This is a genomic window from uncultured Bradyrhizobium sp. (assembly GCF_936943645.1).
Classification (GTDB): domain Bacteria; phylum Pseudomonadota; class Alphaproteobacteria; order Rhizobiales; family Xanthobacteraceae; genus Bradyrhizobium.
Genome location: NZ_CAKZJO010000057.1, coordinates 200172 through 222406, shown reverse-complemented (window position 1 = coordinate 222406; position 22235 = coordinate 200172). Strand labels below are relative to the sequence as shown.

Below are 22235 nucleotides of genomic sequence, written 5' to 3'. Positions count from 1 at the left end.
GGCGGATGGAGCGTCTCAAGCTGAAGACCGTGCTGGGCAGTCACCCTCATGTCATGGCGGTCAAGGGCGGCGCGCTTCGCTCCGACCTCTTCGAGCTCGACTTCATCGATTACACGCCGACCAACACCGCGTTCAAGCCGATGGTTCGCGAGCAGGCCTTCGATGTCTGCGAAATGGCGATCGTGACCTATTTGATGGCGAAGGCGCACGGCAAGCCGCTGGTGCTCTTGCCGGCGACCATGATGGGACGCTTCCAGCATTCTTACGCGCTTTACAATCCCGCGCAGGGACCGCTCGGACCGTCCGATCTCGAAGGCAAGCGCGTCGGAATTCGCTCCTTCACGACCACGACCGGTGCCTGGATTCGAGGCATTTTGGCCAACGACTACGGCGTTGATCTCGACAAGATCAAATGGGTCACGTTCGAGGACCCGCATGTCGCCGAATATGTCGACACCACCGAGCGCGTGCCGAAGGACAAGAAGGTGTTACAGATGCTGCTCGATGGCGAGCTCGATGCGGTCCTCGGAGAGACCTCGAACGATCCGAACCTGAAGCCGCTATTCCCCGATCCGGCCGCGGAGGCCGCAAAGTGGTACGCGCGGCGTGGCGTCGTCCCGGTCAATCATCTCGTGGTCGTGACCGAGCAGCTCGCGAAATCGCGTCCCGACGTGGTCGCGGGCGTCTATGATCTGCTCAAGCGCAACAAGGACCAGATGGGACCTGCGGGACATCCCGACTTCGTTCCGTTCGGGATCGAGGCCAACAGGAAGCCGCTCGAGCTGATCGTCGACTACGCATTCCAGCAGGCGCTGATCCCGCGCCGCTATGCGGTCGAGGAACTGTTCGACGAGACGACACGAGGATTGAACTGATGGCGGATCCGAAACGGTGGCAGATCGGGCTGGTCGGTTATGGCGAGGTCGGCCGTATTCTGGCTGAGGATCTGCGCCAACAGGACATCAAGGTTGCGGCCTATGATATCAAGCTCGGGGGCGAGCAGGGCGCGCCGCTGAAGGCGCACGCGACCAGATTCGGTGTCGTGCTCGCGGCGTCTCATGCGGAGCTGACCGCGAAATCCGATTTCATCATCTCCGCGGTCACGGCGAGCCAGGCCGTCCCGGTGGCAAAAGCCTGCGCAGCAGCGATCAACCAGGGCATCTGGTTCCTCGATTTCAACTCGGCATCTCCCGGCGCCAAGCAGCGGGCTGCCGCGCTTATCGACGGCGCCGCCGGACGCTATGTCGAGGGCGCGGTGATGACCTCGGTGCCGCCTTATCGCATCAAGGTGCCGCTGCTGCTGGGCGGTCCCGGTGCGAGGGAGCTGGAGCCGCTGCTGAACGCGATCGGCTTTGCCGCGAAGGTTGCGAGCGACCAGCTTGGGGTGTCATCGGCGGTGAAGATGTGCCGCAGCGTCATGATCAAGGGCCTGGAGGCCATGGTGATCGAGAGCTTCACGACCGCGCGCGCCTATGGCGTCGAGGATGCGGTGCTGGCGTCGCTCGCCGAGACCTTTCCGGCGATCGATTGGGAGCAGCAGGGCGCCTATTGCTTCCAGCGCGTGATCGAGCACGGCCGTCGCCGCGCCGAGGAAGTGCGCGAGGTCGCCGAGACCGTGCGCGAGGCGGGACTGGCGCCGTGGTCGGCGCAGGGCACGGCCGAGCGTCAGGCCTGGGTGGCCGATCTCGCCGACGAAGGGCTGTTTGGACCGAAGGGTACGAAGGAGTTCGCCCGCAGCGCCGATTGGCGTACCGAAGCTGACCGGATCCTCGCGAAGATCAAGCGTTAGAGGCGGATATGGCTCAGCTCAGGGAGCTGCCGTTGTTGCGATAGCTGGAGACTTCGTCGCGGGCGGCCTCGATCAGGTCGATCAAGCTCTCGGCCTCGCGGACGACATCCCTGCTGCGCTCGGTCCTGAACTCGGACAGGATCATGCGAATGCACTTGTCGGCGGTGTCGAGCGTCCACAAGGCGCGGGTCATGTCCTGCTGCGTGTGGATCGCGGAGATGTCGAGGCCGGATAGAACTTCGCCGATGCCGCTCAAACGCTTGACGGCGGTTTCGGCCGGCGTACTGGCCCGGATCGATTGATAATCGATACTGTTGAATGCGCTGAACATATCCATAACTTCCCCTGAGAACGCAGACGGTCAGTGCGCATCTCTCAGTAGGGTTAGCAGGACCTTTCTCGCAACGCGTTGGGCTACGGTCCGGGATTCTACCGGACTCGGATTCAGCGGAGAATCGGCGGAAAAAAGGGTGAAAACGACCCGCAGTCAGCGACGTTTCCCGACGATCGTACCGTTAGACGCGACGAGCATACCTGCCTTGTACACAGCGCGGCCCTGCGGCACCGCGGCCACCGCTTCGGGAACATGGGTCGCATTCAGCGTCACGAAGTCAGCCTTGGCGCCGACCCGCAGGCCGTAGCCTTCCAGCCGCAGGGCCTTGGCGCCGGCGTCCGTAACGACGTCGAACGCCGCGCGCAGCTCCTCGTCGATATTGAAGCCGGAGCGATAGCCGAGCGTCGTCGCCCGCCGCAGCATGTCGCCGTCGCCATAGGGCCACCAGGAATCGCGGATGTTGTCGTTGCCGCTGAAGACCGTGACACCGGCGCGACGCAGCGCCAGAATCGGTGGGAAGGGCCGGGCGCCCGGTGCGTTGGTCATGATCGCGACGCCCGACCGGGCCAGCACGTCGGCGATCTTCTTGAGATATTCCGCAGGGATGTCGCCGAGCCCGTAGGCGTGGCTGATCGCGACATGGCCTTCCATGCCCAGCGCGCGGGTGCGCGCGGCGATCTGCTCGATCTCGAAGGCGCCGAGCGTGCCCATGTCGTGCAGGTGGATGTCGATATCGACGCCGTGCTTGCCGGCGACGCCGAACACGACGTCGAGATGCTTTTCGACGTCGCGGTCGAAGCTCGCGGGATCGAGACCGCCGACGAGATTGGCGCCGAGGGCGATGGCCTCGTCCAGCAATTGCGGCGTGCCGGGGCTGGCCAGAATGCCGCTCTGGGGAAACGCGACGAGCTGGATGTCGATCAAGCCTCTATATTCCTCGCGCACGCGAAGAATCGTCTCCAGCGATCTCAAGCCGACCGAGCCGTCCACTATGACATGGCTGCGCATCTGGGTGGTGCCATGTCCGATGCAGAGATCGAGCTGGTTGCGCGCTCGCACGTCCATCGGCGCCGCCTCGGCCATGTTCTCCGCCTGGAAGGCGACGCGCTCATGCACGTTGAAGCCGGCTGTGCAGGGTTTGTGCGGCCGCCAGGCGTCGCCATAGAAGCTGGTGTCGAGATGGATGTGGCCTTCGACGAAGCCGGGAACTACGAGGGCGTTGTTGAGGTCGATGGTCTCGGCGGCGGTGGGCGGGTTCTCGGCCAAAGTGATCTCGGCGATGCGTCCGTCCTTGACTGCGATGTGATGACGGGTGCCGTCGTCGAACCGCGCGTTGAGGAAGGCTTTGTCGAACGCCATTTAGTCCTCCGTCGATGAGTTGCGGTGAGTGTCGCGCAAGCCGCGCGGCAGGCGCAAGATGCGGCGAGAGCCGCTCAGCTCTGCGGGCGGAACAACGTGGGGCGCTGCCGCTCGAACGTCTGCCGTCCTGCCTTGAAGCCCATCACGATATCCGGCAGTTCGGCGATGGCGAAGCGGCTGTCCTGCGTGTCGAGCACGATGAGATCGGCGGGATTGCCGACCGCGATGCCGTAATCATCGAGGTTCATCAGCCGCGCCGGCTGCTCGGTGACGAGATCGAGGCAGGTGTCGAAATCGTTGACCGAGGCGTGCGCGACATTGGCGTAGAAATTCGCCATCCGCAGCAAGGAGGCGTCGCCAAACGGCGTGAAGGGGTTGAGCACGTTGTTGGTGGCAACCGAGCACAGGACGCCGTCGCCGACGAGCTTGTGGGCGAGGGTCAGTCCGCGCGGCGCGTTATGGGTGGCCTCGCGGCCCATGAGATAGAGATCGGTCGCGGGCAGCACGGTGACGGCAACGCCCGCCTTCGCCAGTTGCGCGGTGGCCGTCTTCATCCGCTCCGGGGGCAGGGCCGAGAGTTTGGTCGCGTGCCCGATCGCGACGCGTCCGCCGTAATTGCGCCGTTCGGTCTGCCGGCAGACCTCGTCGAGATGCCACCAGGAGGGATCGAGGTCGAAATCGAGATGGAGATCGACGTCGACGTTGTACGCCTCTGCGAGATCGAAGATGCGCGCGAGATGGGCGTTCGGGTCCGTGTCCATGTAGGGACAGCCGCCGATGGCCTCGCCGCCGTCGCGTAGCGCCTCGACCAGCAGCTCGTCGCTGCCGGGGTCGTTGGTCAGGCCTTCCTGTGGAAAGACGCAGAGCGACAGGTCGATCGCCCAGGCGTAGTCGCGCTTGAGCGCCTTGACCGCCTCGAAGCCGCGCAGGCCGATGCGCGGGTCGATCTCGACATGGGTGCGCATCCGCGTCGTGCCGTTCAGGATGGCGCGTTCGAGCACTCTCTGGCCGCGGGCGTAGACGTCCTCGACGGTGAAATCCTGCTTCATTCCGGCGACCGCGCGGATCGCTTCCGAGACGCTGCCGTGATCGTGCGCGCAGCGGCCAAGCAGGCAGGCCTTGTCGAGGTGGATGTGGGTGTCGACGAAGCCGGGCAGGGCCAGATGCCCGCCGAGATCGATCTCGAGCGCCTCGCAGCCGAGCTTTGGCGCGATCGCAGCGATGCGGCCGCCCTTCACGCCGATATCGACGGGTGCGGCGGAAGAGCGCAACAGCGCGTGACGGAAGATCAGGTCGAAAGCGGTCTGCGTGGTCATGACATCGAATTCAGCTGTGGTAGCCTAGCGGAAGGCCCAGAGGTGGGCAGCTCCAGATTGTGTGCAGTTGTTCCGGAAAATTGTTCAAAAAATGTGCATGCACTTTGTGGCTTGAATTGTAGAATGCCGGCAGCCCGGAGAAACCCACCATGTCCGCTGCCGCCAAAGCCGAACGCCCGATGACCGACGCCGAAATCGTGGAGGCCTATCTGACGGCCTCGATGATACCCGATCCTGATGCCGCGGCGGCCTTTATGAAGCCGGGCACCGTGATCACGTTTACCGGCGGCCGCGAGTTCGATCATCCGCGCGGCCCGACCGGCTTCAACGCCAAGCGCTATCGCTGGGTAAAGAAGAAGATGGACCGGTTCGACGTGTGCCCGGGCTCGGACGAGACCGTCGTCTACAGCGTCGGCACGCTCTATGGCGAGTGGATCGACGGCACGCCGTTCGAGGGCAATCGCTATGTCGACCGCTTCGTGGTCAGGGGCGGGCAGATCGTGAAGATGGACGTCTGGAACGACAGCGCCGAGCGGATTCTCGTCCAGCGCGGGATCGAGGCTTAACCTCTTCGCGCGACCTTCGGCAGCTTGACCACGCGGTTGCCGGCGACCTCGTCGGCATAGGGCGCGAGAATGTCGAGCAGGTCGCGCCCACGCTGCGGGGTGGGGGCGACCAGTGCGCGATTGGCCACGGAATCCAGATGATGGTGCATCAATTCCATCACCTTGGCTTCGTCGCCCTTGGCCAGAGCCGAAATGATGGCGCGGTGCTCGTTGATGGCGCATTCGGTCGAATGCGGCCGGCTGTAGAGCGACAGCGTCAGGCAGCAGCGATAGGCGACCTCGCTGACATAGCGCACCAGGATCGGGCTGTTCGTCATCTGCGCGAGCAGGATGTGGAATTCGGTGGCGAGGCGAATCGAGACCGCGTCCGCGCCGCCGCGTGCGCCGTCCTCGGCGTCGACATGGGCGTTCAGCTCCGCGATCTGCGCCTTGGTCAGCTTGCCCGCGAGCTGGCGGACGACGAGGCGTTCGAGCTCGATGCGGATGTCGAAGGCATCGCGCGCCTCCTGCCAGCTCGGCGTCGCCACCACCGCGATGCGGTTGCGGCGGAGCTCGACGAGGCCTTCGGCGGCGAGCTGCCCCAGCGCGTGGCGGGCAATGGTGCGGCTGACGCCGAAACGCTCGCCGAGCGAATCCTCGGGCAGCTTGGCGCCTGGCTCCAGCGCCTGCTCAATGATCGCGCGGCGGAGCGCGCGGCAGATCACGCTGACCTTGTCGGATGATTCAGACGTCTTGCTGGTGGGGCGCGCCGCCATCGGCGAATCCTTGAGGGTAGGGTCGAAACTTCTTTGTAGCACAGCCGTGGCGCAATCCAGCGCTCCAATTGCATGCAGTTTGGTGTCCGGATTGCCTAATTCGAATCCGGTCGTTCAGGGCTCGCTCTGGCCAAATCCCTGATTTTCCGAGGGACGGCGGCTGGCATCCAGCTTGCATGCACTTTGGCTGTGATGCGCATGCACCCCAAAGACCAGTTTGACGGCCAGCCAGTTCCTGAAGGCGCCGCCGTCACCGCCATCGAGCTGTCCGAGGCCGCCGTGACCTTCGGGCGCGGCGACCGCGCCGTGCCGGCTCTGTCGAAGACCACGCTTCGGATTGCCGACGGCGAGTTTGTCGCACTGGTCGGCCCATCCGGATGCGGCAAATCGACCATTCTCCGTCTGGTCAGCGGCCTGGTGCAGCCGACCAGCGGCGTCGTCATCGTCGGCGGGCGCGAGGTCGCGGCGCGGGCGATGCGGGTCGGCATGGCGTTCCAGAACCCGACCATGCTGCCGTGGATGACGATCGAGCGGAACATCATGCTGCCGCTCAAGATCGTCGAGCCGTTTCGTTCCAATTTCCGCAAGCTGCGCAAGACCGAATTCCGCGACAAGGCCAATGCGCTGCTGGAGCAGGTCGGCCTCAAGGGCTTTGGCAACCGTTACCCCTGGCAGCTCTCCGGCGGCATGCTCCAGCGCGCCAATCTCTGCCGCGCGCTGATCCATGAGCCGCGCATGCTGCTGCTCGACGAGCCGTTCGGCGCGCTCGACCAGTTCACCCGCGAAGAGCTGTGGGCGATCCTCCAGAACCTCTGGATGACGCACAAGCCGACGGTGCTGCTGGTGACGCACGATCTGCGCGAGGCCGGCTTCCTCGCCACTCGCATCTGCGTGATGAGCGCGCGCCCCGGCCGCATCCTCGACGACAGCCGTGTCGAGTTCGCCCGGCCGCGCACCGTCGCCATGACCTTCGAACCGGATTTCGTCACGCTGAACCAGAAGCTGCGCGCTTTCATCGAGGACGCGCGCAGCGCAGCTACGCAGGGGACAGGCTGATGTTCGGGATCGATATCAGGCAGAAGGCGTGGTCGGCCGGACTGATCGTGCTGTTCTTCGTGGGCTGGGAGCTGTTCTGCCTGATGACGGGCATGTCCGACCTGGTGTTGCCGCGGCCGTCCCAGGTGTTCGTGACGCTGGTCCAGCGTTTTCCGGTGCTGTGGCCGCACATCGTGCAGACGCTCGCGACCACGATGTTCGGCTTCGTCCTCGGCGTTGTGCTCGGTGTTGCCCTTGGCGCCATCATCGGCGTGTCGAAGACGGCTTACGACACCTGCTATCCGCTGCTGATCGGCTTCTCTTCGATTCCCAAGGTCGCGGTGGTGCCGATCTTCGTGCTGTGGTTCGGCTCGGGCACGGTGCCCGCGGTGCTGACGGCGCTGTCGATCTGCTTCTTCCCAATCGTGGTCAACATCGCGACGGGGCTGGCAACCACCGAGCCGGAGCTCGAAGACGTCCTAAAGGCGCTCGGCGCCAGCAAGTTCGACATCCTCTGGAATGTCGGTCTGCCCCGCACGATGCCGTTCTTCTTCGCTTCGCTGAAGGTTGCGATCTCCTACGCGTTCGTCGGCGCGGTGCTGTCGGAGACGGTTGCCTCCAACCGCGGCATCGGCAACGTCATGATGACGGCGTCCTCCAATTTCAACGTGCCGCTGGTGTTCGCGGGCCTGTTCGTGCTCGCGGGCCTCGGCGTCGCGCTCTACGTCGTGTTCTCGCTGATCGAGGGCCGCGTCACCGGCTGGGCCACGCGCAAGAATGACGTGATTGCCACCTGATTTTCTGAACCGTCACGCAACGAAGCTTGAGGAGGTCTCGATGTTGAGAAAAGTAACTGGAGCGCTGTTGGGATTGGCCCTGTCCACGGGGGCCGCGATGGCTGAGGAGACCACGATCAAGTTCACGCTGGGTTGGAAGACGCAAGGCAGCGACGCCGCCTTCTTCTATGCCAAGGACAACGGCTTCTTCAAAGAGGAAGGCCTGAACGTCGTCATCGACCAGGGCGAGGGCTCCGGTGCCACCGTGACGCGCATCATGTCCGGCGCCTATGACGCCGGCTTCGGCGACGTCAACGCCATCATCCAGAATGCCTCGACCAAGCCGCAGGAGGCGCCGGTCATGGTCTACATGATGTGGAACCAGCCGCCGTTCGCGATCGTCGCCAAGAAAACCAGCGGCATCAACACCATCAAGGATTTTGAGGGGCACACCCTCGGCGGCGCGCAGGGCACGCCGACGACGCGCCTCTTGCCGGTGTTCACCCGCAAGAACGGCCTCGACAACGAGAAGATCAAGATCTCCAACATGGCGCCGAACCTGCAGGAGCCGATGCTGATCAAGGGCGACATCGACGGTGCGCTCGTCTTCAACATCACCAGCTATTTCAACCTCGTGCTCAACCGCCAGGACCCCGACAAGGACTTCAAATGGTTCTCGTTCGGTGAATACGGCCTCGACCTCTATTCCAACGGCGTGATGGTCTCCAAGAAGCTGATCGCCTCGAACCCGAAAGCGGTCGCAGGTCTCGTGCGTGCCATCAACAAGGGGGCGATCGCGGTGGCCAAGGACCAGAACGCTGGCATGAAAGCGGCGCTGAACTACGACAATCTGATCGACGTCGCGGTCGAGAAGCGGCGGCTGCAATATTCCTTCGACAAGCTGATCGTCTCGCCTGAGATGAAGGAGATCGGTGTCGGCGACATCAAGGACGAGCGCATGACGCGCGCCATCGGCATCATCGTCGAAGGCTACCAGCTCGCCCGCGCCCCTGCTCCGGCCGAAGTGTTCTCGCGCGAGTTCCTGCCGCCGCGCGCCGAGCGGGAGCTTGTGTATACCGCCAACTGAGCTCGGAGAGACCGCCATGGCCACGGAGGTATCGGCAACCAGCCTGTTCCGTGGCCCTGATCTCGGCATCAGCGACAATGTTGTGCTGCGGCACGAGGCCGGTGTCATTACCGACATCTCGGAAGGAGCGGGGGCCGCGAGCGGCACGCGCTCCTTCGTCATTCCCGCGTTCGTCAATGCGCACGACCATGCCCGCGCCACGGCATCGTCCTTCGGCGCGGTCGGGATGCCCCTGGAGAGCTGGATCCTGCGCACCGCGCTCGGTGCGCCGGTCGATCCTTACCTGACCGCCGCTTCCGCGCTCGGCCGCTCGGCCAAGGCTGGCTGCGCGGCCATGATGGTGCACTGTACCCGCCCGAGCGGGACGATGCCGTTGCTCGACGAAGCCATGGCAATCGCAAGGGCGGCATCCGACGTCGGCATCCGCATGGCCTTTGCGCTCGCCGTGCGCGACCAGAACCCGATCGTTTATGGCGATGCCGAGCCGGCGCTCTCGGGGTTTTCCGCCGGCGATCGCAAGACCATCGATGACCTTTTCATCCGCACGCCAATGTCGCCGAAGACCTATATCGAGCTGACCGAGGCCATTGCCTCAGGGATCGCCGGTCCAATGGTCGACGTGCAGCTCGGGCCGGCCGGCGTGCAATGGTGCTCGAAGCCGCTGCTGGAGGCCATCGCGGAGAACTCGGCGCGAACCGGCCGGCGCATCCATATGCATCTGCTGGAGACCGTGTATCAGCGCGCCTGGGCCGACCAGAACTTTCCGGACATGATGCGGTGGCTGCGCGACATCGGCTTCCTCTCGGAGCGGCTGACGCTGGCGCATTGCATCCACGCCCGCCCGGACGAGCTGGAGATGATCGCTGCGTCAGGTGCACGCATCGTCACCAATTTCAGCTCGAATATGCATCTGCGCTCGGGCCTCGCTCCGATCGCCGCCGCGCACAAATGCGGTTGCGCCATCGCGGTCGGCGTCGACGGGCTGGCGCTGGATGAGGATGACGATATCCTGCGCGAGATGCGGCTGGTGCAGATGGCCCATGGCGGCCTGGGGTTCAAGCAAACCTGGACGCCGGCCGAACTGTTCTCCCTTGCCATCCGCAATGGACGCCGTGCCACCGGGGCGCCCGGGAGCGGGGAGCTCGCCATCGGCAATCCCGCCGACTATGTCGTGATCGACCTCGATCGGCTCGACCGCGACCGGATCATGCCCGTCGATCCCATGACGCTGCTGTTCGCGCGCGGCAATGCCTCGCTGGTCAAGGAGGTCGTCGTTTCAGGCAGGACGATCGTCGGCGACGGGGCGTGTACCGGCGTCGACCTGCCGGCCATCGAGCAGGAATTACGGGCGATGTACCGCGCTAATATCGGCAAGCTCGCCGGTTTCAAGCGGATATGGCCGGCGCTGTCGGAGCGGGTCGCCGGCTGGTTCGAGCAACAGCTCACCTGTGACTAGGGCGGAGCTCGGCGTCGCCTTGGTCCGGCCGATACAAAACCGCGATAGCTGGTAAGCGGAACCTCGTCTGGCGATTGGTGTAGCTCTGGGCTATCACACGCGCGGCTGTGCGTCGGCGCGGCCGACACCTGTTCAAGGAGCTCCCGATGCGTCTTCCTACTGTTCTTCTGGCCGTCACATGCTTTGCCGGCGCAGCTTCGGCTGAAGATCTCACCGGCACGCTCCAGAAGATCAAGGAGACAAAGAAGATCACGCTCGGCTATCAGGAAGCCTCCGTCCCCTTCAGCTATCTCGACGGCAACCAGAAGCCGGTCGGCTTCGCCATGGATATCTGCCTGAGGATCGTCGAGGCCGTGAAGAAGCAGCTCGGCATGCCCGACATCGCCGTCGACACGCTCGCCGTGACCTCGTCGAACCGGATCCCGCTGATGGTCAACGGCACGCTCGATCTGCACTGCTCGGCGACCACCAACAATGCCGATCGCCAGAAGCAGGTCGCCTTCACCAATACGCATTTCCTCAGTGCGACCCGGTTCGCCGCCAAGAAGGCCGCGAAGATCAACACGATCGACGATCTCAAGGGCAAGGCGGTCACGGCCGTCGCCGGCTCGGTCAACCTGACACAACTCGCCAAGGTCAATACCGATCGCAATCTCGGCATCAATCTGATGCCGGCAAAGGATCAGGCCGAGGCCTTCCTGTTGCTGGAGACCGACCGCGCCCAGGCCTATGCGCTCGACGACGTGCAGCTCGCGGTCGCGATCGCGCGCTCGAAGGAGCCGCAAGCCTTCATGATCAGCGAGGAGGCGTTCTCGAAGCCGGAGCCTTATGGCATCATGCTGCGCCGCGAGGATGCCCCGTTCAAGGCGCTGGCGGATCGCGCCACCGCGGAGCTCTACGCAAGCCCGGAGATCGAGGTTCTCTACAAGAAATGGCTGCAATCGCCGACGCCGCCGAACGGCCTCAACTACAACGTCCCGATGTCGGCCGCTCTGCGCAACGTGTTCAAGAAGCCGAGCTCGAGCGCGGATCCGGATGTGTATGTGGCAAATTGAGGCGAGGACGTCGGCCTGCCGGGATCCGCGGGCACGCCGGCATCCGGAACTGCTGGGGCCGCCGTCGCGATCTGGTCGCCGTTTCGTGATCGCCCATATGATTGCGGCCTAATAGATAGTTTCCTATCTAATCGGGGTGGCTCCCTCGCAAGCTCATATTCATGCTGAACTCGGCCGGCTCATCGCGCGTCTTGGCCGGGTTTGGCGCCGCCAGTCGGACCAGGCCCTGTCCGACCATGGGCTATCCTATGCCACCGCCATTCCGCTGCTGGTGCTGTCGCGCCACGGCGAGAATGTGCGCCAGGGCGTGCTAGCGGACGAGCTGGGGATTGAAGGCCCGTCGCTGGTGCGGCTGATCGACCTGCTTCAAGCGGAGGGTCTCGTCGAACGCCGCGAAGACCCGACCGACCGGCGCGCCAAGACGCTGCATGTGACGAGGGCAGGCGAGGCGAAGGTCGAGGAGACAAACCGGGTATTGCGGCGCGTTCGGGCCAGCCTGCTGAAGGATATCGGGCCCGAGGAACTTGCGATAACCTTCGAAACTCTCCAGCGCATCGAACAGCGGGCCGGTCGCCTGCAGGACGTCAAGACCGGTCCCGAGGCGAAGTAATCCATGCGCGCAGACGAGCCGTTCCTGGTCCGCCACGCGGACCTCGTTTTTGCTTTGAAGACGTTCGCTGCGTCGATCCTGGCGCTCGTCGTCGCGCTCGCGATGGACTTGCCGCGGCCCTATTGGGCCATGGCGACGGTCTACATCACCTCGCAGCCGCTGGCCGGTGCGACCAGCTCGAAGGCGTTCTTCCGCGTGATGGGCACGTTGGTCGGCGCGATCATGACGGTGGCGCTGGTGCCGAACCTCATCGATGCGCCGGAGCTGCTCTGCCTCGCGATCGCGCTCTGGATCGGGCTTTGCCTCTATCTGTCGTTGCTCGACGGTACGCCCCGCAGCTACGTCTTCATGCTGGCCGGCTATACGGTGGCGCTGATCGGCTTTCCCTCGGTGTCCGAGCCGGGGGCCATCTTCGATACCGCTGTGGCGAGACTCGAGGAAATCTCGCTCGGCATCATCTGCGCCAGCCTCGTCTCCACGATCGTATTTCCCCGCAGCGTCGCGCCTGCGGTCGCTCACCGCGTCGATAGCTGGCTGGCGGACGCGCGCCGCCTGAGCAGGGCGGTGCTGCTGCGCGAGGGCACCAACGAGACCCGCCGCGGCAAGCGCGTCAAGCTCGCAACCGACATCGTCGATATCGACACGCTCGCCACCCATCTGGCCTACGACCGGCTGACCGACCGCAATGCCATCAACGGGCTCGGCGAAATCCGGCTACGCATGCTGATGCTTCTGCCAGTGATCGCCTCGCTCGAGGACCGGCTGGCCGCGCTCGGCGAAGAGGCGTTGCGCAGGCAGCCGGAGTTGACGCGGCTGCTGGAGGACCTCGCGCAATGGATCGTGAGCGAGGCCGGTGCACGGCAGCCGGCCGAACGGATCCGCGCCATGATTGCGGAGCGGCAGGCCGTGCTCGATGACGGCGCTGACTGGGAGCGGATCATCGCCACCAGCCTGTTGTTGCGGCTGCGCGAGCTCGTCGATCTGTCGCGCGATTGTCGTGAATTGACCGAGGCGATCGCCGACAACCGCAACGTCGCGACCGTCGAACTGGTCTTCCATTCCGAAGCCGGCGCCGCGCCGGCGCGCCACCGGGATCGCGGCCTTGCGCTGTGGTCAGCGGCCGGGGCGGCCATTGCCATCCTGATCTGTTGCGCGTTCTGGATCGGCACCGGTTGGCCGGATGGTGCGTCGGCCCCGATGATGGCGGCCGTCGCATGCTCGTTCTTCGCCGCGCAGGACGAGCCGGCGCGCTTCATCCGCAGTTTTGGGCTGTGGTCGCTGGTCGCGATCGTGGTCGTCGCCGTCTATCTGTTCGCGCTGGTGCCCGCGATCTCGCATCTCGAGGTTCTCATCGTCGCGCTGGCGCCGACCTTCCTGCTCTATGGCTTCCTGATCAGCCGGCCGGCGACGACGGGCACCGGCATGGCGCTTGCGGCCAACACCGCGACCCTGCTTGCGATCCAATCGACCTACAGCGCCGATTTTGCGTCCTACGCCAATTCCGCGCTCGCATTCTTCGTCGGCGTCGTCATTGCCGAGCTGGTGACGCGGATCGCGCGCGGGGCGGGGGCCGAGTGGATCGCCAATCGTCTGGTGCGCTCGAGCTGGACGACGATCGCGGTCGCCGCCGAACGTCGCGGCAAGCACGATCGAGCGGCCTTTGCAGGCCTCATGCTGCACCGGCTCGGGCTTCTGGTGCAGCGTATCGCATTCCTCTCGGAGAGCGATCGCCGCGATGCCGATAGCCTGGTCCAGCTCCGTATCGGCATCAATATCATCGATCTGCGGCGGGCGCGCTACGGGTTGGCTGCCGCCACTATTGCCGTCATCGACGACATGCTCGATCAGCTTGCGATGGCCTGCGGCAGCTATGCGGGTGGTGGCATGCCGATCGAGCTGCTGACGAGCGTCGATCGGGCGCTGGCCCGGGCGGTGAAAGATCCCAACGACACCGCACGCGAGGACGCTTTGATCGGCCTCGTCGGCATCCGCCGGGGCCTGTTTCCAGACGCGCCGGCCTATCGGCCGCGCGCAGGCGAGAGTGTTGCGGCATGAGATATGTGGTCGACATCTATGGCGTGCTGGTGCCGGCGCTGCTGCTGTGGGTCATCGTCGCCTACGTTCTGAGCGCGCTGCTGCGCCGACTGATGCAGCGCTTCAACCTTTACCGGCTGGTCTGGCACCGCCCGCTGTTCGATTTCTCTATTTTCGTCTGCCTTCTCGGTGGTGTCGTCTATCTCTCGGAGTATCTGTCATGAAAGGAAATCTCGCCGGGCTTGGCCGCCTCGCATTGACCGTCCTTGCCGTCGTCGCAGCACTCGCCGTCGGCCGCGGGCTTTGGGTCTACTACATGGAATCGCCCTGGACCCGTGACGGCCGCGTGCGTGCCGACGTCGTTCAGGTCGCGCCCGACGTGTCCGGCTTCGTCACGGACGTGCTGGTCAAGGACAATCAGAAGGTCCGTCGCGGCGAATTGCTGTTCCGGATCGACCGCGAGAGGTTCGCGCTGGCGCTGCGGCAGGCCGATGCGTCGGTTGCCGGTCATCAGGCGACGCTCGACCAAGCTGACGCCGATCTGAAGCGTTACAATGCATTGACGACCGATGCGGTGTCGCAGCAGAAGCAGGAGCAGGTGCTCGCTACCCAGCTGCAGGCGAAGGCAGCCTTTGATGCGGCCGTCGCCGACCGCGCGGTGGCTCAGCTCAACCTCGACCGCAGCGAGGTTCATGCCTCCGTCAACGGCGTGATCACCAACATGGATTTGCGTCCCGGCGCCTATGTCACGGCAGGGAAGGGCGTGATGGCCCTGGTCGACACCGACACGCTGCATGTCGAAGGCTATTTCGAGGAGACGAAGCTCGCGCGCATCCGCGTCGGTGACAAGGTGCAGGTCCGGCTGATGGGCGAGAGGACCGTGCTCCCGGGCCACGTCGAGAGCATCGCCGCCGGCATCGAGGATCGCGACCGCGCCGACGGCGCGAGCATGCTTGCCAACGTCAACCCGACTTTCAGCTGGGTGCGACTGGCCCAGCGTGTGCCGGTGCGGATTGCGTTGGACCCGGTCCCGGCAGGGATGTCGCTGGTTGCGGGCCGTTCGGCGACGGTGGAAGTTCTGGATTAGGGCTCGTTCGGGAGCGTACCCAGGCGACGTGCCCGCTCCAGCAGCCGGCGCGCGTTGCGGTAGGTCGGCACTTCGACCCACAGGCCATTCACCAGCGCGCGATCTTCACCTCGGCCGCGCGCGGCGTCGAAACCAGCGACGATTGCGCCTGCGTGGGCGATCTCTTCGGCGCCGGGCGTGAAGACCTCATTGAGGCGCTGCGCATGTTCGGGCAGCACCAGGGATTTGCTGCGGTAACCGAGGCGCCGCGATAGAGTTGCCTCGCGAATGGCGCCCTCAACGTCGCTGAAGGTATAGGGAGCATCAATCGGCTCGATGCCTGCTGCGCGCGCTTCCAGCACAAAGCGCTTTCGGGCGTAATCAAGCTCAAGGCCATCTGCGCCACGCTCGGCACAGAGGTCATTGGCCAAATCCTCGGCGCCGAGGAGGGCACCGCGAATCCGGGGTGTCGCCGCGGCCATCGCGCGCACCTCGACAACACCCAATGCAGTTTCGCAGACGGGAAGGATCTCCGTGCTGCTGGGGTTCAGGCCGAGCTGGTGTTCCCAATGCGTTATCGCCGCGTCGAGGGCGTGCATCTGGGCGGCGCTGTCGCTCATAGGATAGGCGATGACGTCGGGGCGCGCCGTCATGGCTGCGGCGAGATCGAGCAGTCCGTCGGTCTCGAGTGCATTGATGCGCACGGCGGCGAGCCGTTGCTGCTGGCGGCATCCACGCACGTAGGCGTCGAGCAGGCTCCGTGCCTCGGCACGCCGTGCAGGCGGTGTGAAATCCTCGAGATCGACGATCAGAGCATCCGCGCCGCTGTCCAGCATCCTGGTGTGAGCCGTCGCGTCGGCACCCGGCCCGAATAGCCAGGTGCGGCGGAGGTCAGGGTCGAGAAGGACCATAACCGGTTGCTCCTCAAGCGTTCGAATATTTCTTCAACTCGAACCGCGCGATCTGGTTGCGGTGGACTTCATCCGGGCCGTCGGCGAGCCGCAGCAGACGCGCGGTCGCATAGGCCTGGGTCAGGCCGAAATCGTTCGAGGTGCCGCCGCCGCCGTGCGCCTGGATCGCCCAGTCGATGATCTGGCAGGCCATGTTGGGTACGGCAACCTTGATCATCGCGATCTCGGCTTTCGCCACCTTGTTCCCGACTGTGTCCATGGCATAGGCCGCGTTCAGCGTCAGCAGCCGGGCCTGCTCGATCATGATGCGGGCTTCGGCGATGCGCTCCTGCGTCACCGTCTGCTCGGAGACCGGCTTGCCGAAGGCGACGCGGCTGCGCACGCGGCGGCACATCTTTTCCAGCGTGCGCTCGGCAAGGCCGATCAGCCGCATGCAATGATGGATGCGGCCGGGGCCGAGGCGGCCTTGCGCGATCTCGAAGCCGCGGCCCTCGCCGAGCAGCATGTTCTCCCGGGGCACGCGCACGTTGGTGAAGATGACTTCGGAGGCGCGATCAGGCACGCCGTAGAAGCCGAACACGGGCAGCGGGCGCTTCACCTCGATGCCCGGGGTATCCATCGGCACCAGGATCATCGATTGCTGCTTGTGGCGGTCGGCATTGTCGGGGTCGGTCTTGCCCATGAAGATGCAGATCTTGCAGCGCGGGTCGGTCGCATTCGTCGTGTACCATTTGCGGCCGTTGATGACGTAATGGTCGCCGTCGCGCACGATCGAGCTTTCGATGTTGGTCGCGTCGGAGGAGGCGACCGCCGGCTCGGTCATGGCAAAGCACGACCGGATCTCGCCGGCGAGCAATGGCTTCAGCCAGCGCTCCTTGTCCTTCTCGGTGCCATAGCGTTCCAGCACCTCCATGTTACCGGTGTCCGGTGCCGAGCAGTTGAACACTTCGGGCGCCAGATGCGAGCGGCCCATGACTTCGCAGAGCGGGGCATATTCGAGATTGGTGAGGCCGACGCCGTGGCTGGATTCCGGCAGGAACAAATTCCACAGGCCCTCCGCGCGCGCCAGCGGCTTCAGCTCCTCGACGACCGGATAGACCTTCCAAGGTCCTAGCTCCTCGGCCTCGCGATAGAACCGCTCCTCGTTCGGATAGATGTGCCGGTCCATGAAGCTTTCGAGCTTGCGCTTGAGCTCGACGACTTTCGGCGACATCGGGTAGAGCATGTCTGGTCTCCTTGATCGATCAGCGGCCTAGCCGATTTCGAGATAATCGGGCCCGGGCAGTTCAGGGAATGGCGCGGTCGGCAGCGTCTGATACCAGAATGCGACCGACGCGATGTCGTCCTGCAAGGGAAGATACTTGGCCTCCTTTGCGCCCAGGAGCCAGCCGAGCGCCTGGATCGTCACGCGCAGGTCGGAGCGGAATCGCACGGGATCGGTAATGTGCCAGCGGTAGAGCCCGAAGCGTTGCTGCGATTTGTAGACGCCGTCGGGGCGGATCACCTGCGGCAGGCCGGAATAGGGCGTGGTGAATTCCAGATAGCGTGATTGCCCTTGACCGGCATGCGCGACATGGGGGTCGAAATTGTAGGAGCCGCAGAAATAGTCCTCGGTGCCGGTGCCGCAGATGGTCGGAAATTCGCCGTCGCCGTCGATGAAGAACTTGATCTCGCCTTCGCCCCACCAGCCGTTGTTGTTGACGCCCCAGGCCATGTAGGTCCCGACATAATGGCCCGCGCCCTTCACGCCATCGAGGATGGTGTAGACCTCCTTGAAGGGCAGTGGATTGGTGCGCCGGAACTGTGCATGAAAATAGGCGCAGTCCTCGGGCACGTCCGTGAGCGCATAGTTGATCTGGTAGTAGACGGTGAGCTGCTCCTCGCTGCGGTTCTCCAGCGTGAAGCGCGCACGCTTGCGGAACGGCATCTCCCAATAGCAGTTGAAGGCGCGGCCGGGGTTGACGCAGACCGCAAGCGAGGACACTTGCGCGAACTCTTCCCAGCCGCAGGCGAAGAAGTCGCCGGCGGGGCATTCGACGCTCGGCTGTTCCTGGTCGTCCCAGTAGACGCGCAGGATCGAATGACGCAGGCGCCCGCGCGCGAGCGTCATCCAGATCTGCTGGATCGCGCCTTGTCCCGCGATGTCGGCAAGCGTGAACGTCGCGCCGGGCTCGATGACGACGTAAGGCGAGACCTTCCAGCCCTGGCCGAGATCGCGTGCCTGGCGCGCAGCGGGGCCATCGACGGACATGCCGCCCTTGCCCTTGTCGCCCGAAAAATTCTCGGGGCTGATCGAGCGCGCCTGCGCAGTCGACAGGCGCGAGAGATTGCCGAGATGCAGACCCAATCCGGAAAATGCCATGGTGTCCTCGATCCAGGGTGAGCGAGGCTTCGATATATCGCTCCTCGATCTACCAAAAGATGAAGACCGCGCGCGGAATTGTCCGCACGCGATCGAGCGTCGTCACGCGACGCGATACTCCCTGAACTTATCGCGCAGCGCCGATTTCAGCACCTTGCCGGTGCCGGTCATCGGGAATTCGTCGAGGAATTCGACGGCGTCAGGCATCCACCAGCTCGCGATCTTCGGGCGCATGTGGTCGAGCAGGGTCTTGCCGTCGACGGTTGCACCCTTCTTGCGGACGACGAGGAGCAGGGGGCGCTCCTGCCATTTCTCATGGTGGATCGCGACCACCGCGGCCTGCAGCACGTCGGGGTGCGACAGGGCGACATCCTCGAGCTGGATCGAGGAGATCCATTCGCCGCCGGACTTGATTACGTCCTTGGAGCGGTCGGTGAGGGTGACGTGGCCCTGCGGGTCGATCACGGCCATGTCGCCGGTGATCAGCCAGCCGTCACGGTCGAGGCCTTCGTCCAGTTTCATGTAGCCGGACGCGACCCAGGGGCCGCGGGCGCGCAAGTGTCCGACGGTCTTGCCGTCGCGCGGCAGCTCATTGCCGGCATCGTCGACGATGCGCAAGGCAGTGCCGAAGCAGGCCCGGCCCGAAACCTGGCGCCGGTCGAATTTTTCCTTGTCGCTGAGATGCTCCGAGCCCGGTCGCAGGCCCGGCATCGAGCAGCCCAGCGCCTCCGTCATGCCCCAGGCCTGGATGTAGTCGATGCCATAGTCGCGCTTGAGCTTCTCGACCATCGCACGCGGCGGCGCCGAGCCGGACGACAATGTTGCGCGCAGTGTGGAGAATCTGTTGCCGGTACGGCCCAGCCAGTCGAGCAGAATCAGCCAGAAGCTCGGCACGCCCGCCGACAGCGTCACCTTCTCGCCTTCGAGCAATTCATAGAGCTTGTCGGGCTCGTAATTGCGGCCGGGCAGCACCAGCTTCGAGCCGGTGTAGGGCGCGGTGAACGGCATGTTCCAGCCGTTGCCGTGGAACAGCGGCGCCATCGGCATCATCACCTCGCGCACACCTTCGACATGGCCGGGCAGAAAATCGAAATTGCAGCAAGTCATCGTCTGCAGGATCGCGGCGCGGTGCGAGTAGATCACGCCCTTGGGATTGCCTGTGGTGCCCGACGTGTAGCAGATCGTGGACGCCGACTTCTCGTCGAACTCTGGCCAGGCGAAGCCGGCGTCGTTCTCTCGTTCCAGCAAATCCTCGTAGCAATGCACGTTGGCGAGCTTGGTCTCCGGCATCCGCTCACGCGACGACATCACGACGTAAGCCTCGATCGTCTTCAGCTGCGGCGCGATGGCCTCGACGATCGGCAGCGTCGCGCGATCGATGAACAGCAGGCGATCCTCGGCGTGGTTGATGATGTAGACGAGCTGCTCGGGAAACAGCCTGGGATTGATGGTGTGCAGCACGTAGCCCATGCCCGGCGCGGCGTAGAACATCTCGAAATGCCGGTGGGTGTTCCAGGCCAGCGTGCCGACGCGGTCGCCCGGCGTCATGCCGATCCGCTTCAGCGCCAGTGCCATGCGCTTGATCCGCGGATGCGCGTCGGCATAGGTGTAGCGATGGATGTCGCCTTCGATCTCGCGCGCGACGATCTCGGCTTCACCGTGATAGTCCGCGGCATATTGGATCAGGCCGCTGATCAGGAGCGGCATGTCCATCATCAATCCCTGCATGGTCTCCTCCGAATAGCCACGTCGTTGCGTGGCGGACGCCAGTGATTTGTGCGCGAGGTTAGCGGAACGGCACGCGGCGTTCACGCAAAAAGCATGGGACGCGATTGCATGCGTCACTTTTTCAGGGCTAATTTGAGCTGAGCTGCCGGCGAAGCAGCGTTCGCCGTGGAGGAAATTCATGTCAGCGGAAAGACACAAGACCGGCGCGGCCAGCGATCCTACCGTCGATGTTGCCGCACTCCGCGCGCGCTATCGCGACGAGCGCGACCGCCGTTTGCGCGCCGAGGGCAAGGCGCAATATGTCGAGGTCACAGGCGATTTCGGCCGCTACCTCGATGACCCCTGGGCCGATCCCGGCTTTACCCGCGCAGCTGTCGATGAAGAGACGGAAGTGCTCGTCGTCGGCGGCGGCTTCGGTGGTCTGTTGTGTGGCGCGCGCTTGCGCGAGGCCGGCATCGATGATTTCCGCATCGTGGAAAAGGCTGCCGACTTCGGTGGCACCTGGTACTGGAATCGTTATCCCGGTGCGGCCTGCGACACCGAGAGCTACATCTACCTGCCGCTGCTGGAAGAGACCGGCTACATGCCGGTGCGCAAATATGCGCGGGCTCCGGAGATCTACGAGCACTCGCGCCGCATCGGTCGTCACTTCAAGCTCTACGAGCGCGCGTTGTTTCAGACCGTCATCTCCCGGATGGCATGGCAGGAGCAGGAGGCGCGCTGGCTGGTCGAGACCAACAGGGGCGACCGGATCCGTGCGCGCTTCGTCATTCTCGCCGGCGGTCCGCTGAGCCGACCGAAGCTGCCCGGCATTCCCGGCATCGAGACCTTCAAGGGCCACAGTTTCCATACCAGTCGCTGGGATTACGGCTACTCCGGCGGAGACGCGGATGGTGGTCTCACCGGACTTGCCGACAAGCGCGTCGGCATTATCGGCACCGGCGCCACCGCCGTGCAATGCGTGCCGCATCTCGGCCGCTCGGCCAAGGAGCTCTATGTCTTCCAGCGCACGCCGTCGGCAATCGGCGTGCGTGACGACCGCCCGACGGACCAGAACTGGGCGCAGAGCCTCGAGCCCGGCTGGCAGCGCGAGCGCATGGACAATTTCACGGCGGTGATCTCAGGCGAGCCGTTCGATCGGGACCTGGTGCAGGACGGCTGGACTGGTCTCCTCGGTGAGATCTTGCTGGCGCCGCGCCGGCAAGCGCAGCCGGTCACTACGATGGAGGAGGCGCTGAAGGTCATCGAGCAGGCCGATTATCGCAAGATGGAGGAGATCCGCGCCCGCGTCGATGCGATCGTGAAGGACAAGGCGACCGCGGACGCGCTCAAGCCCTGGTACAAGGCGTTCTGCAAGCGGCCGTGCTTCCACGACGAATATCTCGACACCTTCAATCGTCCCAACGTGCATCTCGTCGACACCAAAGGACAGGGCGTCGAGCGCATCACCGAGAATGCCGTCGTGGTCGAGGGCAAGGCCTACGAGCTCGACTGCCTGATCTACGCCAGCGGCTTCGAGGTCGGCACGGATTACGCCCGCCGCATGGGCTTCGAGGTCTACGGCCGCGATGGCACCAGCCTGTCCCAGCGCTGGCAGGGCGGCGTCAAGACCATGCACGGCTTCTATAGCCGCGGCTTTCCGAACTGCTTCCTGATCGTCACCGTGCAGGCCGGGCAGAGCGCCAACTTCCCGCACATCATCGACGAGCAGTCGCAGCACATCGCCTATGTGATCGATCAGGCGCGCAAGCGTGGCGCCCGGACGCTGGAGCCGACGCTTGCTGCCGAGAACGCCTGGGTCGACGAGGTCGTGAAGGCCGCGATCGGCCGGCAGACCTATCTCGCCGAATGCACGCCCGGCTACTACAACAATGAAGGCGTGTTCGACCCGGTCGCGGCCAGAAACAGCCAATATTGGCGCGGGCCAATGGCGTTCCTGCGGCTGCTCGACAAATGGCGGAAGGAAGGCCGTCTGGAAGGTCTCGAATTGACCTAG

21 protein-coding genes are annotated in these 22235 nt (G+C 64.6%); 13 read left to right on the top strand and 8 right to left on the bottom strand.

What is annotated here, in order from left to right; translation table 11 throughout:
• Positions 1–5: 5 nt before the first annotated feature.
• Positions 6–875, top strand: a complete 870-nt coding sequence (locus Q0743_RS17345) for a hypothetical protein (protein ID WP_298242721.1) — start codon at positions 6–8, stop codon at positions 873–875.
• The gene (locus Q0743_RS17340) at positions 872–1789 is read left to right on the top strand and encodes an NAD(P)-dependent oxidoreductase (protein ID WP_298242756.1); all 918 of its coding nucleotides are present in this window, start codon (positions 872–874) and stop codon (positions 1787–1789) included. Before Q0743_RS17345 ends, Q0743_RS17340 begins: the two co-directional genes overlap by 4 nt.
• Before the next feature lie 13 nt (positions 1790–1802).
• Here the strand turns inward: Q0743_RS17340 and Q0743_RS17335 are convergent, their stop codons facing one another.
• The 3 genes from Q0743_RS17335 to Q0743_RS17325 all read right to left on the bottom strand — a co-directional run bounded on the left by Q0743_RS17335 (position 1803) and on the right by Q0743_RS17325 (position 4798).
• A complete protein-coding gene (locus Q0743_RS17335; RefSeq protein ID WP_298242720.1) occupies positions 1803–2120 on the bottom strand; it encodes a hypothetical protein in 318 nt (105 codons plus the stop codon).
• A gap of 156 nt (positions 2121–2276) precedes the next feature.
• Positions 2277–3482, bottom strand: a complete 1206-nt coding sequence (locus Q0743_RS17330) for an amidohydrolase family protein (protein WP_298242719.1) — start codon at positions 3480–3482, stop codon at positions 2277–2279.
• A gap of 74 nt (positions 3483–3556) precedes the next feature.
• The gene (locus Q0743_RS17325; RefSeq protein WP_298242718.1) at positions 3557–4798 is read right to left on the bottom strand and encodes an amidohydrolase family protein; all 1242 of its coding nucleotides are present in this window, start codon (positions 4796–4798) and stop codon (positions 3557–3559) included.
• A gap of 149 nt (positions 4799–4947) precedes the next feature.
• On the opposite strand from Q0743_RS17325, the gene Q0743_RS17320 reads away from it, so the two are divergent.
• Positions 4948–5364 (top strand): nuclear transport factor 2 family protein, encoded by a 417-nt coding sequence (locus Q0743_RS17320; RefSeq protein ID WP_298242717.1) that lies wholly within the window; start codon positions 4948–4950, stop codon positions 5362–5364.
• Here Q0743_RS17320 and Q0743_RS17315 read toward each other — a convergent pair.
• Positions 5361–6119: a GntR family transcriptional regulator gene (locus Q0743_RS17315; protein ID WP_298242716.1), complete on the bottom strand. Its 759-nt coding sequence runs from the start codon at positions 6117–6119 to the stop codon at positions 5361–5363. The genes Q0743_RS17320 and Q0743_RS17315 overlap by 4 nt on opposite strands.
• A 192-nt stretch (positions 6120–6311) precedes the next feature.
• Here Q0743_RS17315 and Q0743_RS17310 point away from each other — a divergent pair, with 192 nt between their 5' ends.
• The 9 genes from Q0743_RS17310 to Q0743_RS17270 all read left to right on the top strand — a co-directional run bounded on the left by Q0743_RS17310 (position 6312) and on the right by Q0743_RS17270 (position 15259).
• A complete protein-coding gene (locus Q0743_RS17310) occupies positions 6312–7175 on the top strand; it encodes an ABC transporter ATP-binding protein (RefSeq protein WP_298242715.1) in 864 nt (287 codons plus the stop codon).
• Positions 7175–7951 carry an ABC transporter permease gene (locus Q0743_RS17305; protein WP_298242714.1) on the top strand — a complete coding sequence of 259 codons (777 nt, stop codon included), beginning with the start codon at positions 7175–7177 and terminating at the stop codon, positions 7949–7951. The genes Q0743_RS17310 and Q0743_RS17305 overlap by 1 nt, the downstream gene beginning before the upstream one ends.
• 40 nt (positions 7952–7991) lie before the next feature.
• The gene (locus Q0743_RS17300) at positions 7992–9017 is read left to right on the top strand and encodes an ABC transporter substrate-binding protein (protein WP_298242713.1); all 1026 of its coding nucleotides are present in this window, start codon (positions 7992–7994) and stop codon (positions 9015–9017) included.
• 16 nt (positions 9018–9033) lie between these two features.
• Positions 9034–10473, top strand: a complete 1440-nt coding sequence (locus Q0743_RS17295) for an amidohydrolase family protein (RefSeq protein WP_298242712.1) — start codon at positions 9034–9036, stop codon at positions 10471–10473.
• A gap of 146 nt (positions 10474–10619) precedes the next feature.
• On the top strand, positions 10620–11528 hold the full coding sequence (locus tag Q0743_RS17290; protein ID WP_298242711.1) for an amino acid ABC transporter substrate-binding protein: 909 nt from the start codon (positions 10620–10622) through the stop codon (positions 11526–11528).
• A gap of 136 nt (positions 11529–11664) precedes the next feature.
• Positions 11665–12138 carry a MarR family transcriptional regulator gene (locus Q0743_RS17285; RefSeq protein WP_298242710.1) on the top strand — a complete coding sequence of 158 codons (474 nt, stop codon included), beginning with the start codon at positions 11665–11667 and terminating at the stop codon, positions 12136–12138.
• A 3-nt stretch (positions 12139–12141) separates the two neighbouring features.
• Positions 12142–14193, top strand: a complete 2052-nt coding sequence (locus tag Q0743_RS17280) for an FUSC family protein (protein ID WP_298242709.1) — start codon at positions 12142–12144, stop codon at positions 14191–14193.
• Positions 14190–14396 carry a DUF1656 domain-containing protein gene (locus Q0743_RS17275; RefSeq protein ID WP_298242708.1) on the top strand — a complete coding sequence of 69 codons (207 nt, stop codon included), beginning with the start codon at positions 14190–14192 and terminating at the stop codon, positions 14394–14396. The genes Q0743_RS17280 and Q0743_RS17275 overlap by 4 nt, the downstream gene beginning before the upstream one ends.
• The gene (locus Q0743_RS17270; protein WP_298242707.1) at positions 14393–15259 is read left to right on the top strand and encodes an HlyD family secretion protein; all 867 of its coding nucleotides are present in this window, start codon (positions 14393–14395) and stop codon (positions 15257–15259) included. Before Q0743_RS17275 ends, Q0743_RS17270 begins: the two co-directional genes overlap by 4 nt.
• Here Q0743_RS17270 and Q0743_RS17265 read toward each other — a convergent pair.
• From Q0743_RS17265 to Q0743_RS17250, 4 genes are all read right to left on the bottom strand, one after another.
• Entirely contained in the window at positions 15256–16149 is an 894-nt protein-coding gene (locus Q0743_RS17265) for a CoA ester lyase (RefSeq protein WP_298242706.1), read from the bottom strand. The genes Q0743_RS17270 and Q0743_RS17265 overlap by 4 nt on opposite strands.
• A 13-nt stretch (positions 16150–16162) precedes the next feature.
• A complete protein-coding gene (locus Q0743_RS17260; protein WP_298242705.1) occupies positions 16163–17374 on the bottom strand; it encodes an acyl-CoA dehydrogenase family protein in 1212 nt (403 codons plus the stop codon).
• A gap of 27 nt (positions 17375–17401) precedes the next feature.
• Positions 17402–18511, bottom strand: coding sequence for a glycoside hydrolase family 172 protein (locus Q0743_RS17255; protein ID WP_298242704.1), 1110 nt, complete (start codon positions 18509–18511; stop codon positions 17402–17404).
• Positions 18512–18613: 102 nt separating this feature from the next.
• Positions 18614–20239: a long-chain fatty acid--CoA ligase gene (locus Q0743_RS17250; RefSeq protein WP_298242703.1), complete on the bottom strand. Its 1626-nt coding sequence runs from the start codon at positions 20237–20239 to the stop codon at positions 18614–18616.
• A gap of 178 nt (positions 20240–20417) precedes the next feature.
• Here Q0743_RS17250 and Q0743_RS17245 point away from each other — a divergent pair, with 178 nt between their 5' ends.
• Entirely contained in the window at positions 20418–22235 is a 1818-nt protein-coding gene (locus Q0743_RS17245; protein ID WP_298242702.1) for an NAD(P)/FAD-dependent oxidoreductase, read from the top strand.